15 protein-coding genes are annotated in these 15,267 nt (G+C 67.4%); 12 read left to right on the top strand and 3 right to left on the bottom strand.

Annotated features, from left to right (window positions below; genetic code table 11):
• Positions 1–64: 64 nt before the first annotated feature.
• The 3 genes from IP69_RS12605 to IP69_RS12595 all read left to right on the top strand — a co-directional run bounded on the left by IP69_RS12605 (position 65) and on the right by IP69_RS12595 (position 2,665).
• The gene (locus tag IP69_RS12605) at positions 65–1,156 is read left to right on the top strand and encodes an acyltransferase (RefSeq protein WP_197279839.1); all 1,092 of its coding nucleotides are present in this window, start codon (positions 65–67) and stop codon (positions 1,154–1,156) included.
• 147 nt (positions 1,157–1,303) lie between these two features.
• Entirely contained in the window at positions 1,304–1,651 is a 348-nt protein-coding gene (locus IP69_RS12600; protein ID WP_156323433.1) for a hypothetical protein, read from the top strand.
• A gap of 84 nt (positions 1,652–1,735) precedes the next feature.
• A complete protein-coding gene (locus tag IP69_RS12595) occupies positions 1,736–2,665 on the top strand; it encodes a tyrosine recombinase XerC (protein ID WP_054143171.1) in 930 nt (309 codons plus the stop codon).
• A gap of 11 nt (positions 2,666–2,676) precedes the next feature.
• Here the strand turns inward: IP69_RS12595 and IP69_RS12590 are convergent, their stop codons facing one another.
• Complete coding sequence (locus IP69_RS12590; protein WP_054143291.1) at positions 2,677–4,065, bottom strand: amidase; 1,389 nt, start codon at positions 4,063–4,065, stop codon at positions 2,677–2,679.
• 143 nt (positions 4,066–4,208) lie between these two features.
• Positions 4,209–4,952: a GntR family transcriptional regulator gene (locus IP69_RS12585; RefSeq protein ID WP_082359266.1), complete on the bottom strand. Its 744-nt coding sequence runs from the start codon at positions 4,950–4,952 to the stop codon at positions 4,209–4,211.
• A 179-nt stretch (positions 4,953–5,131) separates the two neighbouring features.
• Here IP69_RS12585 and uxaC point away from each other — a divergent pair, with 179 nt between their 5' ends.
• From uxaC to IP69_RS12540, 9 genes are all read left to right on the top strand, one after another.
• Positions 5,132–6,535, top strand: a complete 1,404-nt coding sequence (uxaC, locus tag IP69_RS12580) for a glucuronate isomerase (RefSeq protein WP_054143170.1) — start codon at positions 5,132–5,134, stop codon at positions 6,533–6,535.
• Positions 6,532–7,377 (top strand): 5-dehydro-4-deoxy-D-glucuronate isomerase, encoded by an 846-nt coding sequence (kduI, locus tag IP69_RS12575; protein ID WP_054143169.1) that lies wholly within the window; start codon positions 6,532–6,534, stop codon positions 7,375–7,377. The genes uxaC and kduI overlap by 4 nt, the downstream gene beginning before the upstream one ends.
• Positions 7,377–8,135 (top strand): 2-dehydro-3-deoxy-D-gluconate 5-dehydrogenase KduD, encoded by a 759-nt coding sequence (gene kduD / locus IP69_RS12570; RefSeq protein WP_054143168.1) that lies wholly within the window; start codon positions 7,377–7,379, stop codon positions 8,133–8,135. The genes kduI and kduD overlap by 1 nt, the downstream gene beginning before the upstream one ends.
• On the top strand, positions 8,132–8,473 hold the full coding sequence (locus tag IP69_RS12565; RefSeq protein WP_054143167.1) for a cupin domain-containing protein: 342 nt from the start codon (positions 8,132–8,134) through the stop codon (positions 8,471–8,473). The genes kduD and IP69_RS12565 overlap by 4 nt, the downstream gene beginning before the upstream one ends.
• 99 nt (positions 8,474–8,572) lie before the next feature.
• Positions 8,573–9,556, top strand: coding sequence for a TRAP transporter substrate-binding protein (locus IP69_RS12560; protein WP_054143166.1), 984 nt, complete (start codon positions 8,573–8,575; stop codon positions 9,554–9,556).
• A 79-nt stretch (positions 9,557–9,635) separates the two neighbouring features.
• Entirely contained in the window at positions 9,636–10,130 is a 495-nt protein-coding gene (locus tag IP69_RS12555; protein ID WP_054143165.1) for a TRAP transporter small permease, read from the top strand.
• Positions 10,127–11,413, top strand: a complete 1,287-nt coding sequence (locus IP69_RS12550; RefSeq protein WP_054143164.1) for a TRAP transporter large permease — start codon at positions 10,127–10,129, stop codon at positions 11,411–11,413. The genes IP69_RS12555 and IP69_RS12550 overlap by 4 nt, the downstream gene beginning before the upstream one ends.
• Positions 11,410–12,882, top strand: coding sequence for a mannitol dehydrogenase family protein (locus IP69_RS12545; RefSeq protein ID WP_156323432.1), 1,473 nt, complete (start codon positions 11,410–11,412; stop codon positions 12,880–12,882). Before IP69_RS12550 ends, IP69_RS12545 begins: the two co-directional genes overlap by 4 nt.
• Before the next feature lie 178 nt (positions 12,883–13,060).
• Positions 13,061–13,891 carry a transporter substrate-binding domain-containing protein gene (locus tag IP69_RS12540; RefSeq protein WP_054143163.1) on the top strand — a complete coding sequence of 277 codons (831 nt, stop codon included), beginning with the start codon at positions 13,061–13,063 and terminating at the stop codon, positions 13,889–13,891.
• 121 nt (positions 13,892–14,012) lie between these two features.
• On the opposite strand, the gene IP69_RS12535 is transcribed toward IP69_RS12540, so the two are convergent.
• The gene (locus IP69_RS12535) at positions 14,013–15,176 is read right to left on the bottom strand and encodes an amidohydrolase (protein WP_054143162.1); all 1,164 of its coding nucleotides are present in this window, start codon (positions 15,174–15,176) and stop codon (positions 14,013–14,015) included.
• Positions 15,177–15,267: the final 91 nt, after the last annotated feature.

The following is a 15,267-nucleotide window of genomic DNA, read 5'->3' as shown; positions in this document are numbered from 1 at the left end:
AAATCAAACTGAGTCCGCCAGCATGGAGTTTGCGGGCCCTGGCCTCTGCGGGCGGAGGACGGTCATGACAGCGGAACGACAGGTCACCCTCGATGGAATCAGGGGGCTCGCCGCCACGGCCGTTCTGGTATCGCATTACCTCGCCGAGATCCCGGACGGCTTCCGGGTCTTTGGCTTCGGGGCGATCGCGGTCGACGTGTTCTTCGTCCTGTCGGGTTTCCTCATCGGCCGGCTGATCCTGACCCGGCGCGAATCGCCGAATTTCTTTCGGACATTCTATATCCGCCGCTTGCTGCGCACGGTTCCCTCCTACCTCATCGTGGTGGTCATCGTCCTGGCACTCGCCGCGGCCCTGCCGCAATGGGCCGGCGACGCGGGCGGCGTTCCGGCCTGGAGCTATCTCAGCTTCACGCAGAACTTCTTCTTCGCCGCCAAGGAGACCGAGGGGCTGCACTGGCTCTCGCCGACCTGGACCCTGGCCGTCGAGGAGCAGTTCTATCTCTTCGCGCCGGCCGCGCTCGTTTTCACCCCGCGGCGTTACGTGGTCCCCGTCGCGGCCGCCGTCTTCGCCGCGGCGCTGGCCTACCGGGTTCACATGTCGGCGTCCGGCGCCGCGCCCTTTGCCTACCTGCCGCTTCTGCTAGCGCGGGCCGACACACTGGCGGCCGGCATCATCGCCAGCGTGCTGTGGTTCGAGATCGTCGGAACCAAGCGCTATGATCGCATCCTCGAGGCGACGCCGCTGGTGTGCCTGGTCGTCATCCTCGGCTATGGCGCGCTCGCGCCGGACACCAATTGGCAGGCGACGGTCTCTCACAGCGTGTTTGCCATCGCTGGGGCCGCGTTCATCCTGCGCGCCGCCGTATCGCCCGCCGCCGTGCCCTGGCTGGAGGCGCGCTGGCTGCGCTTCATGGGCGACAACTCCTATTCGATCTACCTGATCCACATGCCGGTCGCAGGTCTCGTCCATCACGCGATGACGGGTTCGGGACCCGGGATCACGACACCGCTGCAATGGGCCGCCACGCTGATCGCGACCGCCGTGACAATCCTGCTCGGCCGGGGCCTGACCCGGCTGGTCGAAGAGCCACTGACGGCCTTTGGTCGCACCTTCGTCTGGGCGAAGGTCGAGGCGCAGCCGGTCAAGGCTCACTGAACGGGCACCGGAAACTGCGGCGGCACGATGCGGGGTGAAGGCGCCTGATGGTGGCCTCCGGTCGGCGGAGGCCACCGAACCGCAAAGCTTGACCCAAGCCATGACGGCATGGTCCTGCGGGTCAGAAACCCAGTTGGCTGGATGATCATGACGCATTTCCTTCGCCCGGTCGGGCTTGTTGCCTTGGCCAGCCTGATCTGCGCGACGGGGCCGGGCCTTGCCCAGAGGTCGGCTGCGCCCGAGGACTGGCCGGCGGTCAAATGCGAGCGCTACACCAAGGCCTATGCGGACGCGCTGACGAAGCTCGGGCGCAAGGGGCTCAGTCAGCCTTTCCTCGATGCCCACGAGGCCTTCCTGGCCTCCGGCTGCAGCATCAAGGGCGAGGTCTGCCCGCGCAGCAAGGAGGAGCTGGACCTCGCCAATGTCATGGTCATCATGGGCATGAACCAGGGCATGGCCAGCACCTTCATGCCATTCGCCTGCCGCAGGTCTTGAGGGGGTAGTCCCGGCCTCGGTTCGCAGGGCGTTAACGTCCCGGCGTCATGCTCGGGCTCGACCCGAGCATGACGAAACCAATCGATGACCGATTTCGACGCCCTGACCCGCGAGTGGCTGAACCATCTCGCCCATGAGCGGCGGCTCTCGCCCAAGACGCTGGAAGCCTATGGCCGGGACATCAGACAGTTCGTGGCTTTCCTTGGCGACCATCTCGGCGGCGCGCCCGCGCTTGCCGACATCGCCGCGCTGAAGCCCGCCGATCTGCGCGCCTTCCTCGGCCGTCGTCGCCGCGACGGTGTCGGCAACCGCACGCTGATGCGCCAGCTTGCCGCGCTGCGCTCGCTCGCGCGCTTCGGCGAGCGCAGCGGCAGGTTCACCGCCGCTGCCTTTGCGGCGACGCGCGGCCCACGCATCGGCAAATCCCTGCCGCGCCCGCTGGAAGCCAGCGCGGCAAAAGCCGTGACACAGGCCGACACCCGCGCCGGCGAGGCCCGCGACCAGTGGATCCTTGCGCGCGACGCCGCCGTGCTCGCGCTGCTCTATGGCTGCGGCCTGCGCATCTCGGAGGCATTATCCCTGACCCGTGCTCAGGCGCCCCTCCAGGCCGGCGATACGCTCACTGTCCTCGGCAAGGGCAACAAGACCCGCATGGTGCCGGTGCTGCCGGTCGTGGGCACCGCCATTGCCGATTACATCGCGCTCTGCCCCTGGCGATTGCCGCCGGAGGGTCCGCTGTTCCTCGGCGCCAAGGGCGGCCCCTTGTCGCCGCGCATCATCCAGTTCGCGGTCGAAGGCCTGCGCGGCGCGCTCGGCCTGCCCGAATCGGCGACACCGCACTCCCTGCGGCATTCCTTCGCGACCCATCTGCTGGGTCGCGGTGGCGATCTGCGCGCCATCCAGGAACTGCTGGGCCACGCCTCGCTCTCGACGACGCAGGTCTACACCCGCATCGATTCGACCCGCCTGATGGCGGCCTATGACGCCGCCCATCCCCGCGCACAGCGCGTCTGAGCCACCCGGTCTCAGCCGGGCGGCAGCGGCCACGGCACTTCGCCGCCGCGCATCACCTCCCACGCCCGCGCCATCCGCAGCACGCCGAGATCATCGAAGCGCCGGCCGGTGATCTGCAGGCCGATCGGCAGTCCTGCCCCTGTCAGCCCGGCATGGACCGAGATTGACGGCTGGTCCGACATATTGGCCGGCAGCGTGAAGACGATGTGCTCGAAGGGGCGGTTGGGATTGCCGAGCGGCGAGGCCATTTCGGCGGGATAGCTCGGCACCGGAGCGACCGGCGAGAGCACGAAGTCGAACGGCGCGCTCTGCTTCAGCGCCGCATCCTTGATCGCCAGCATCTGGCTCATGCCGCGATAGACGCGTTCGCCCGAGAGCCCATCGCCGCGCTTGGCCCAGGCGAAAATGTAGGGCAGCACCTTGGCCTGTTTCTCCGGCGGCAGCGCGCCGATCTCGGCCCAGGCGCGCTGGCTCCAGAAATCATCGAGCCCGTCCAGCATCTCCCGCGTCAGGAAGGCTGGCGCTTCCTCGACAATCGCGCCCGCAGCCGCGAAAGCCCTGGCGGCCGCCTCGATCGCGGCCTTCGTCTCCAGCTCGACGGGAATGCCGATGCCGGGATCGAGCTGGAGGCCCAGCCTCAACCCCTTCACGTCGAGATCGAGCGACAGCCAGTCGATCTCCTGCGGCGGCAGGCTCATGCCGTCGCGCGCGTCAGGCTTCGAGATCTCGCGCATCATCAGCGCCGTGTCAGTGACGGTGCGGGTCATCGGCCCGGCGACGCGGCCATAATAGCTCGGATCGATCGGCACCCGGCCGAAACTCGGTTTCAGGCCGACCAGCCCGCACCAGCCGGCCGGCAGGCGGATTGAGCCACCGATATCCGTGCCGACATGCAAGGGGCCGTAGCCGGCCGCCCCCGCCGCCCCCGCGCCGGCCGACGAGCCGCCCGGGTTCTTCGAGACGTCCCAGGGGTTGCGCGCCAGCTCATGGAAGCTCGACAGGCCCGAGGACAGCATGCCATAATCGGGCATCGTCGTCTTGGCGAGCCTGACGAAACCCGCCTCGTTCAGCCGCGCCGCGACCGGCGCATCCTCCGCCATCGGGATCAGATCGCGCGCCGCGGTGCCGACCGGCATCGGCGTGCCCTTCGTGGCGATGTTCTCCTTGATCGTGCCGGGCACACCGTCGAGCGGAAGCGCTTCGCCCCTCATCCAGCGCGCCTCGGAGGCCTTCGCCGCCGCGCGGGCGACCTCGGGCTGATAGGCATAGAGCGCCTTGATCTGAGGCTCCCAGGCCTCGATCCGGGCGATGACAGCCTCCACCACCTCGACGGGCGACAAAGTCTTGCTGCGATAGGCCTCGAGCAGTTCGACGGCACTGAGATCGGCGGGGTTGGGCATCGGCATCGTCCTCGTCAGGCGGGTGCGGCGCGGGCCCTGGTCGAGGGCATGCATCATCGAAGCCGGCATGGCCGCGCGACGCAAGCCAGGCCAACTCCCGCCGCGCCACAAGGCGAAGCAAGCTCCGCGCCGAGGCGCCGCGTTCAGGCGAAGTAATCCGGATATTGCTCCTGCAGATGCACCAGATCGGGCAGCAGCGTCCCCAGATGCTGGCGCATCGCCACCTCGGCGCCGGGGCCATCCTGCCTTTGCAGCGCGTCGACGATCGACAGATGCTCGCGGATCACCATCGCCATGCGGCCGGGAACGGGCAGGGTCATGCGTCGGCAGCGGTCGATCTGGCTCTTGGCGGCATGTGCGATTTTCCAGATGCCGGGATAGCCGGCGATCCCCGCCAGCGTTTCGTGGAAGGCCTCGTCGGCGAGGTGGAAGCCTTCCTGGTCACCGGCCTCCAACGCCTCATGCTGCCGCGCGATCAGGGCGTCGAGCTTTGCGATGGCCTGCTCCGTCGCGGTCCGCGCGACGAGTTCGACCGTCGCGCATTCCAGCGCCTGCCGGATGAAGACCGCCTCGGGGATCGCCTCGGTGGGAATTCGCGCCACGAAGGTCCCCGCCTGCGGGAAGATCTCGACGAGCCCCTCCTCCTTCAGCCGGATCAACGCTTCCCGGACCGGAGTGCGGCTGGTGCCGAAACGCGCGGTCAGCTCCCTTTCAATGAGCGCCGCGCCAGGCACGATCTCCATCGCCAGGATCGCACGCCGCAACTCGTCCTGAACCATGGAGGCTGCCGTCGAACGGCCGGACGGCACACCTCCCGCGGGCTGGCGGCGGCGCTCGCGTCGCGGCCCGTCATCGCCGGCATCTTGCGGGATCGTGATCTGCGACATCACCTTGCCTCGACTCCACCAGCCGCTCCCGTGCTGCCGGATCACGACAGTCGCCAGCAGGGCATCTGCTCCCTTTGGCCGATAGCATGCCTCTCTCAGACCAACTAGTATATTAGTATATTGACCATCCTTCGCGGCAGTGACTATGGTCCCGTCGCGCCGACAAGAGTGCCGTTTCGATGCTGCTTCACGATGATCGCCTGTTTCCCGCCGACCCCGTGACGCGCGGCATCGCGCGCCGGCTCTACGCCACGATTCGCGACCTGCCGATCATCTCGCCGCATGGCCATACCGACCCGCGCTGGTTCGCCGAAGACCAGCCCTTCAGCGATCCGGCCACGCTGCTGGTCAAGCCGGACCACTACATCTTCCGCATGCTCTATTCGCAGGGCGTTCGGCTCGAACAGCTCGGCATCCCCCGCAAGGACGGTGCCCCGGTCGAGGCCGATCCGCGCGCGATCTGGACGCTCTTCGCCAGCCATTGGCATCTCTTCCGGGGCACGCCGACGCGGCTCTGGCTCGAGCATGCGCTGTCGAACGTCTTCGGCATCAACGAGCGGCTTTCGCCAGACAATGCCGACAGGCTCTACGACAAGATCGCGGAAAAGCTGGAGCAGCCGGAACTGCGCCCCCGCGCGCTGTTCGAGCAGTTCAAGATCGAGGCGATCTCGACCACCGAAGGCGCGCTCGACGACCTCAAATGGCACGACATGATCAAGGCCTCGGGTTGGAGCGGCAAGGTCGTCACCGCCTATCGCCCCGACAGCGTCGTCGACCCCGAATTCGAGGGTTTTGCGACCAATCTCGACCAGTTCGGCGCGCTCACCGGCGAGGATGCCCATAGCTGGACCGGCTATCTGGCCGCCCACCGCCAGCGCCGCGACTATTTCCGCCAGCGCGGCGCGACCTCCTCCGACCACGGCCACGCCACCGCCCGCACCGCCAACCTCTCAAAGGCCGACGCCGAGGCGCTCTTCGCCAAGGTCGTCGCTGGCTCAGTCTCGGCCGAGGAAGCCGATCTCTTCCGCGGCCAGATGCTGACCGAGATGGCGAAGATGAGCCTCGATGACGGGCTCGTCCTGCAGATCCATCCCGGCTCCTCGCGCAACCACAATGCCTTCCTGTTCGAGCATTTCGGCCGCGACATGGGCGCCGACATCCCCCGCCAGACCGATTACGTCACCGCTTTGAAGCCGCTGCTCGACGCGGTCGGCAATGAGCCTGACCTGACCGTCATCGCCTTCACCCTCGACGAGACCAGCTATTCGCGCGAACTCGCGCCGCTGGCAGGGCATTACCCGGCGTTGAAGCTCGGACCCGGCTGGTGGTTCCTCGATGCGCCCGAAGCGATGCTGCGCTTCCGCGAGCTGACCACCGAAACGGCCGGCTTCTACAACACCGTCGGCTTCAACGACGACACCCGCGCCTATCTCTCGATCCCCGCGCGCCATGACGTCGCCCGCCGCTGCGACTGCACCTATCTGGCCAAACTCGTCGCCGAGCACCGTCTCGACGAGGACGAGGCTGCCGAGGTCGCCCATGACCTCGCCTACCGACTGGCCAAGGAGGCTTATCGCCTATGACCGCCCCCAAGATCGACGAACGCCAGGCCTCGCACCCGCGCGACGTCAAGGGCTACGACACCGACGCGCTTCGCGAGGATTTCCTGATCGAGCGCGTCTTCGCCCCGGGCGAGATCACGCTGACCTACAGCCATTACGACCGCATGATCGTCGGCGGCGCGATGCCGGCGGCTGCGCCGCTGACGCTTGCCCCCTTCGCGCCGACCGGCACGCCCTTCTTTCTCGCCAGGCGCGAACTCGGAATCATCAATCTCGGCGGCGCCGGTAGCGTCACCGTCGATGGCACGGTCTTCGAGCTGCCGAACCTAGACGCGCTCTATGTCGGCCTCGGCGCGAAGGACGTCTCCTTCGCCAGCGCGGACGCCGCCAACCCGGCCAAGTTCTACCTGACCAGCGCGCCGGCCCATCGCGAGGCGCCCCATCAGCTCATCCGCCAGGCTGACGCCAACACGCTGCATCTCGGCTCGCCCGAGACCTCCAACAAGCGCACCATCCGGCAATACATCATGCCCAACACCACCGGCACCAACCAGCTGGTGATGGGCATGACGGCGCTGGAGCCCGGCTCGGTCTGGAACTCGATGCCCTGCCACACCCATACGCGGCGGATGGAAGCCTATCTCTATTTCAACCTCGATCCCGCCCACCGCGTCTTCCACTTCATGGGCGAGCCGACCCAGACCCGCCATTTGCTGGTGGCCAACGAGCAGGCGGTGATCTCGCCGAACTGGTCGATCCATTGCGGCTGCGGCACCTCCAACTACGCCTTCGTCTGGGCCATGGCCGGCGACAATGTCGAGTTCACCGACATGGACGCCGCCCCCGTGGACATGTTGCGCTGATGGCCTCGCCCTTCGACCTCACCGGCCGCAACGCCCTGGTGACCGGCGCGAACACCGGCATCGGTCAGGGCATCGCGCTGGCGCTGGCTGAAGCGGGAGCGACCGTCGTCGCGGCCGGGCGATCCGACATGGGCGAGACGCTGGCGCTGATCGCAAATGCCGGCGGCACGGGCCACGCGCTGAAGGTCGATCTGCAGGAACAGGGCGTCGCGCCGGGCGTGATCGCGCAGGCTGCCGAACTGTCCGGCCCGCTCGACATCCTGATCAACAATGCCGGCATCATCCGCCGGGCGGACGCGCTCGAGTTCAGCGAAAGCGACTGGGACGAGGTCATGAACGTCAACCTCAAGGCGACGTTCTTCTTGGCCCAGGCCTTCGCGAAATCGGCCGTCGAGGCCGGACGCAGCGCCCGCATCGTCAACATCGCCTCGTTGCTCTCCTTCCAGGGCGGCATCCGCGTCGCCTCCTACACCGCCAGCAAGAGCGGGCTCGCCGGCCTGACGAAGCTTTTGGCCTGCGAATGGGCGGCCAAGGGCATCAATGTGAACGCCATCGCGCCGGGCTATATCGAGAGCAACAACACGGAAGCCCTGCGCGCCGACCCCGACCGCAACGGCGCCATCCTCGCCCGCATTCCGGCCGGTCGCTGGGGCAAGCCCTCGGACATAGGCGGCGCGGCCGTGTTCCTCGCAAGCGACGCCGCTGCCTACATGCACGGCGCCATCATCCCCGTCGACGGAGGCTGGCTCGCCCGATGACCGAACGTCTCAATTCCTTCTTCCAGCACGACTCCGATCTCGCCTGGGAGCCGACCGAGCCCGGCGTCAGGCGCAAAATCATGGCCTATGGCGAGGATCTGATGGTCGTGCGCGTGGTCTTCGAGGCCGGCGCGGTCGGAAAAGCCCACCAGCACCCGCACCGCCAGGCTTCTTACGTCGAGAGCGGCGTCTTCGACGTCACCATCGACGGGAAGACCGAGCGCCTTGTCACTGGCGACACCTTCTTCGTGCCGGCCGACCTCGTCCATGGTGTCACCGCCGTCGAAGCCGGACAGCTCATCGATTCCTTCACGCCGATGCGGAGTGAATTTCTCTAGACGAGACCGCCCTGCCGGCCACTGCCGGCAGGGCTCCCATCACGGGACAAGAACGACCGGAAAAACCCGGCGCCACCACCAAACGGGAGAGAACCTGCCATGCTCACCAAACGCACATTCGCCGCCCTTGCGGGCGCCGCCATCTTCGCCCTCGTCGCCGGCACCGCCAGCGCCCAGAACGTCACCCTGCGCTCGACGGACATTCACCCCGATGGCTATCCGACCATCGAGGCGGTCAAGCATATGAGCAAGCTGCTCGAGGAGCGCAGCAAGGGCCGCATCAAGATCAATGTCTTCCACTCGGCCCAGCTCGGCCAGGAGAAGGACACGATCGAGCAGACCCGCTTTGGCGTCATCGACATGAACCGCATCAACATGGCGCCGTTCAACAATCTGATCCCGGCAACCAATGTGCCGTCGCTGCCCTTCATCTTCCGCTCGGTCGCCCATATGCGCACGGTGATGGACGGTCCGATCGGCGATGCCTTGCTGAAGGAGTTCGAGAAGCACGACCTGATCGGCCTGGCCTTCTACGATTCCGGCTCGCGCTCCTTCTACAATTCCAAGCGCGCCATCAACACGCCCGCCGACATGAAGGGCCTGAAGATCCGCGTGCAGCAGTCCGACATGTTCGTCAGCCTGGTCTCGGCGCTCGGCGCCAACGCCACGCCGATGAATTTCGGCGAGGTCTATTCCGGCCTGCAGACCGGTGTCATCGACGGCGCCGAAAACAACTGGCCTTCCTATGAATCGACCAAGCATTACGAGGTCTCGAAGTTCTACTCGCTGACCGAGCACTCGCTTTCGCCTGAGGTGCTGGTGATGTCGAAGAAGAGCTTCGACAAGTTCAACGCCGAGGACAAGGCGCTGATCAAGGCCGCGGCGAAGGAATCCGTCGCCAAGATGCGCGAGCTTTGGGATGCCCGCGAGAAGGCCTCCGAAGCCAAGGTCAAGGCTGGCGGCGCGGTCGTCAACGCGGTCGAGAAGCAGCCCTTCATCGACGCGATGAAGCCGGTCTACGACAAGTTCGTCACCGATGCGAAGCTCAAGGAGATGGTTGCCGCCATCCAGGCGGTGAAGTGAGCTTCTCCTGACACGGAATGGCGCGCCGAAACGGCGCGCCATTTGCGTTGCATCGAATGCTGCCCCGGGACAAACGCCGATGTCACCAGCCTTGAATCGTCTTTCCAGCTTTCTGGCCACGCTGGCGTTATGGCTGTCCGCGATCGGCCTGATCGGCATGACGCTGGCCGTCGCCTGGCAGGTCTTCGGGCGCTATGTGCTCAACAGCACGCCGACCTGGACCGAGGCGCTGTCGATCCAGCTGATGGGCTGGTTCATTCTCCTCGGCGCCGCCGTCGGCGTCCGCGAGGGCTATCATCTCGGCTTCGACATCCTGCGCATCGCGTTCCCGGGGCGGCCCGCCAAGCTGATGGCGCTCGTCAGCCATCTCGTCGTGCTCGCCTTCGGCCTCGCCATGGTCTGGTACAGCTGGGACCTCGTCATCGGCACCTGGACCGCCACGATCCCGATCCTGGGCTGGCCGGGCGGTGTCGATTTCCTGCCGCTGCTCGGCGGTGGCGCGCTGATCTCCTTCTTCACCCTCGAACATCTCTACAATCTGGCCACCGGCCATGAGGATGGGACCGGCGCATGAGCCTCGAACTGATCATCCTCTTCGGCAGCTTCGTCGTGCTGCTGCTGATCGGCACGCCGATCGCGTTTTGCCTGGGCGCCGCCTCGCTGGCGACCGTCGTCTATATGGGAATCCCGCCGCTGGTCGTCTTCCAGCGTCTGAATTCCGGCATCAGCGTGTTCTCGCTGATGGCGATCCCCTTCTTCATCTATGCCGGCGACCTGATGATCCGCGGCGGCATCGCCGAGCGGCTGGTGCGCTTCGCCGGCTCGCTGGTCGGGCATCTGCGCGGTGGGCTGGGCCAGGTGAACATCGCCGCATCGACCCTGTTCGGCGGCATCTCCGGCTCGGCCGTGGCGGACGCATCCGCCATCGGCGGGCTGATGATCCCGCAGATGCAGAAGCGCGGCTATGACACCTCCTTTGCCGTCAACGTCACGGTCAGCTCCGCCATCATCGCGCTGCTGATCCCGCCCTCCCACAACATGATCATCTATTCGCTGTCGGCCGGTGGCGCGATCTCGATCGCCGATCTCTTCACCGCCGGCATCGTGCCGGGCCTGATGCTGGCCACGGCGCTGATGCTCGTGACCTGGATCGTCGCGCGCAAGCGCGGCTACCCGGCCGAAGCCTTCCCCGGCTGGGCGCGAGTCGCGACCTATGCCGTCTCAGCCTTCCCCGGCATCATCCTGATCGGCATCATCTTCGGCGGCGTGCGCTCGGGCGTCTTCACCGCCACGGAAAGCTCCTGCATCGCGGCGGTCTACGCCCTGCTGATCACGGTGCTGGTCTATCGCGGCATGAACCTCGTCGAGTTCAAGGACGCGACCTTCGCGGCCGTGCGCACCACGGCGATGGTGCTGCTGGTGATCGGCTGCGCGGCCGCCTTCGGCTGGCTGCTCGCCTTCTTCCAGGTGCCCTCGGCCATGGTCGCGTTCATGCGGTCGATCTCGAACGACCCGATCGTGATCTTCCTGCTGATCAACCTGCTGCTGTTGTTCCTGGGCACCTTCATGGACATGTCGCCGCTGATCATCATCACCACGCCGATCTTCCTGCCGGTGGTGACGGCTTTCGGCATGGACCCGGTTCATTTCGGCGCGATCCTGATCCTCAATCTCGGCATCGGCCTGTGCACCCCGCCGGTCGGCGCCGTGCTCTTCGTCGGCTGCGCGATCGGCCGGATCTCGATCTGGGAGGCGATGCGCACCATCTGGCCTTTCTACGGCGCCAGCCTCGCCGTACTGATGCTCGTCACTTATGTCCCCGCCTTCTCCCTCTGGCTGCCGAGCGTATTCCGTTGACGCGACTGAAGACGAACACCCTCACCGCCCTGCCCGCAACCGTCCGCCGTCCCGCCTATGACCGCTCGCGGCTGACGCCGGGCATCGTCCATCTGGGCTTGGGCGCCTTCGCCCGCGCCCATCTCTGCGAATACACCGAGGATGCGCTGGAGCGCGAGTTCGGCGCCTGGGGCGTCACCGGAGCGAGCCTGCAGCGGCCCGACCAGCGCGACAGGTTGGCCCCCCAGGACGGGCTCTACACCCTGCTGAAGCGCGCCCCGGCGGGGCCGGAGCTGCGCCTCATCGGCTGCCTTGGTGAGGTGCTCGTCGCCCCGGAAAACCCCGCCACGCTGATCGCCCGCATGGCGTCACCCGACACCCGCATCGTCTCGCTGACAGTGACCGAGAAGGGCTATTGCCACGACCCCGCCACCGGCAGGCTGAAAGCCGACCATCCCGGCATCGTCCACGACCTCGCCAACCCGCTCAGCCCCCGCTCGGCCGTCGGCCTGATCGTCGCTGCGCTGAAGGCCCGTCGCGCCGCCGGGCTCGGGCCCTTCACCGCGCTGAGCTGCGACAACCTTCCCCATAATGGCGGCGTGCTGCGCGGCCTCGTGCGCGATTTCGCGGCGCTGAGCGATGACGGGCTCGCCCAGTGGATCGAGGCCGAGGGCGCCTTCCCGGCGACGATGGTCGACCGCATCGTGCCCGCCACGACGCAGGCCGACATCGCCGAGGTCGCCGGCCTGATCGGGCTGGAGGACGCAGCCCCCGTGATCGGCGAGCCCTTCCGGCAATGGGCGATCCAGGACGTCTTCGCAGCCGGCCGCCCCGCCTGGGAGCGCGTCGGCGCGCAGATGGTTTCCGAGGTTGCGCCCTTCGAGTTCATGAAGCTGCGCATGCTCAACGGCGCGCATTCCAGCCTCGCCTATCTCGGCTATCTTGCCGGCCATGAGACGGTCGCCGAGGCCAGCGGCGACGCCGTCTTCGCCCGCTTCCTCGAAGGCCTCTGGGCCGAGATCATCCCCACTGTCCCGGCCCCGCAGGGCGTGATGCTCGGCGACTATGGGCAGGCGCTGCTGGCCCGCTTCCGCAATCCCGCCATCCGCCACCGCACCTGGCAGATCGCCATGGACGGTTCGCAGAAGCTGCCGCAGCGGCTGCTGGGCACGATCCGCGACCGCCTCAAGGCCGGCGCGCCGATCGACCATCTCGCCCTCGGCGTTGCAGCCTGGATGGCCTATGTCGCGGGCACCGACGAGAAGGGCGCGCCGATCGACGTCCGCGATCCGCTGGCCGCGACCTTCGCGGAGAAGAGCCTAGCCGCCGGTCGCAACGCTGAAGCCCTGAGCCGTTCCCTGCTCGGCATCGAAGCGATCTTCGGCACCGATCTGCCGCGCGAGCCGCGCTTCACGCGGGCCGTCGAGACGCACCTTGCGGCCCTGTTCGACAAGGGCGCGAAGGCGACGGTGGCCGGGGTCGCTTCATAAGAGGCGCGCGACGATGGCGTCATTCTCGGGCGAAGCGCAGCGCAGACCCGAGAATCTCGTGCAGAATGAGGCTCACTGGTCCTGAGATGCTCGGGTCAATCCCGAGCATGACGCGCAATGGCAGCCCAGCGCTTGCAAGGCCCTTGATCCCGCCCGCGCCCTCGCGCCAGATGCGCGCATGATCCGCGCCCTTCTCCTCACATTGGCCCTGCTGACGCTCGCCCCGCAGACCGCACTCGCCCAGTCGCGCGTCACCGTGCCGAATTTCTGGGACCCGCGCATCCGGCTCGACCGGCCCGAGCCCGGCCCGCCGCGCGTGATCCGCTTCCTCACCGATGACGAGTACCCGCCGCTGCACTTCGCCGGGCCCGATGGCACCCTGACTGGGTTTTCGGTCGAACTCGCCCGCGCCGTCTGCGAAAAGCTCGGCTGGACCTGCACCGTGCAGGCGCGCCGCTTCGACACGCTGCTGGACTCGCTCGCCGAGGGTCGCGGCGACGTGCTGGCGGCTGCGATCAACCTCACGCCACAGATCCGCGCGCGCTTTGCCGCGAGCCATCTCTATTTTCGCAGCGCGGCCCGCCTCGCCACGACGCGCGGCAACGCGCAGGCCGAACTCGACACCCGCTCCCTGCAGGGCAAGCGCGTCGCCGTCGTCGCCGGCACGGCCCATCACGCCTTTCTCGAACGGCTGCTGCCCTTCGTCCAGCGCCGCGAGTCCGGCACGCTTCTCGCGGCGGTCACGGCACTGCGCAGCGGCGATGCCGAATTCGTCTTCGCCGACGGCGTCGCGCTCTCGCTGCTGCTGGCCGGCACGGGCGGCAGCGAACTCGCCTTCACCGGCGGACCCTTCCTCGAAAGCCGCTATTTCGGCGAGGGCGTCGGCTTCCTGATCCGCAAGGACGAGGCGCCGCTCAAGCGCTCCCTCGACTATGCGCTGCAATCGCTCTGGGACGACGGCACCTATGCCAGGCTCTATCTGCGGTTTTTTCCGGTGAGCCCGTTTTGACCACTTTCGTCATTCTCGGGCGAAGCGAAGCGCAGACCCGAGAATCTCGTGCAGGAGATGCTTCCGGAGAGATGCTCCGGCGAGAGATGCTCGGGTCTTCGCCCGAGCATGACGTATCCCCTCAAACCGTCTCCGCAGGCGCGTTCGCGCTCAGCGCCTGCTTCGCCACCGCCGCCAGCCAGCCCGACGCGGCAGGCAGGATCGCGTCGTTGAAATCGTAGCGGTCGTTGTGGAGTTCGCCGCCATCGCGCACCGGCCCGTTGCCGATCCAGACATAGGCGCCCGGCAGGCGCGCCAGGAAATGCGCGAAATCCTCGCCGGTGGTGCTGGCCTTCAGGTCGCGCCGGACGGCCAGCCCCGCAGCCTCTGCAGCGGCAGCAGCCAGCGCCTCCTCCGGCGCGGTGTTGACGGTGGCGAGGCCATGCGTCGTCTCGACCTCGGCCTCCATCTCGAAGGTCGCGGCGATGTTGTCCGCGACGGCACGGATGCGCGCCAGCACCCGTTCGCGCACCGCCGGCACGAAGGTGCGGAAGGTCCCTTCGATGAAGACGCTGGTCGGGATCTGGTTGGCGGCGAGCCCGCCATGCACCTGGCCGATCGACACCACCGCCGACTCCATCGGATCGACATTGCGCGAGACGATGGTCTGCAGCGCGAGGATGAGATGGCCCATCGCCACGATCGGGTCGCGCGTCGTCTCCGGCAGCGCCGCGTGCCCGGCCGTGCCGTTGAGCGTGATCTTGAAGCGGCCGGGCTCCGACATCACCGGCCCGCGATGCACGGCGATCGTGCCGGCCTCAAGCCCCGGCCAATTGTGCAGGGCAAAGATGCGCTCCATCGGAAATCGCGCGAGCACCCCGTCGGCGAGCATCGCCTGCGCCCCGCCCGCGCCCTCCTCCGCCGGCTGGAAGACGAAGCGCACCGTGCCGCTCCAGCCCTCGTCGCGCGCGAGCAGCGCGGCCGCTCCCAGCAGCGCGGTGGTGTGCCCGTCATGGCCGCAGGCATGCATGACATTGGCGGTTCCAGACTTATAAGGCAGATCGTTCGCCTCGGCGATCGGCAGCGCGTCCATGTCGGCGCGCAGGCCCACGGATCGCTCGGACCCACCGCGCGTCAGCGTCGCCACCACGCCATGCCCGCCGATGCCGGCCGTGAACGGCACGCCGAGTTCGGCCAGCTTCTCCTGCACGAAGGCACTCGTCGCTTTCTCGTGCCGCCCGAGTTCGGGATGGGCGTGCAGGTGTCGGCGCCAGGCAGTCAGGGTCTCGTGGAGGTGGGAATCCAAGGCAGGCGTCCTTCGTAGGTCTGGAAGGGCAGCACACTATACCCCGCACCCGCTCGGACAACCTCTGGTGACGTCGAGGCGGGTCAGACTC

The organism is Allobosea sp. AAP35 (assembly GCF_001295925.1).
GTDB lineage: Bacteria > Pseudomonadota > Alphaproteobacteria > Rhizobiales > Beijerinckiaceae > Allobosea.
The sequence above is the reverse complement of the archived record's forward strand: the minus strand, read 5'-3'. Positions and strand labels throughout refer to the sequence as shown.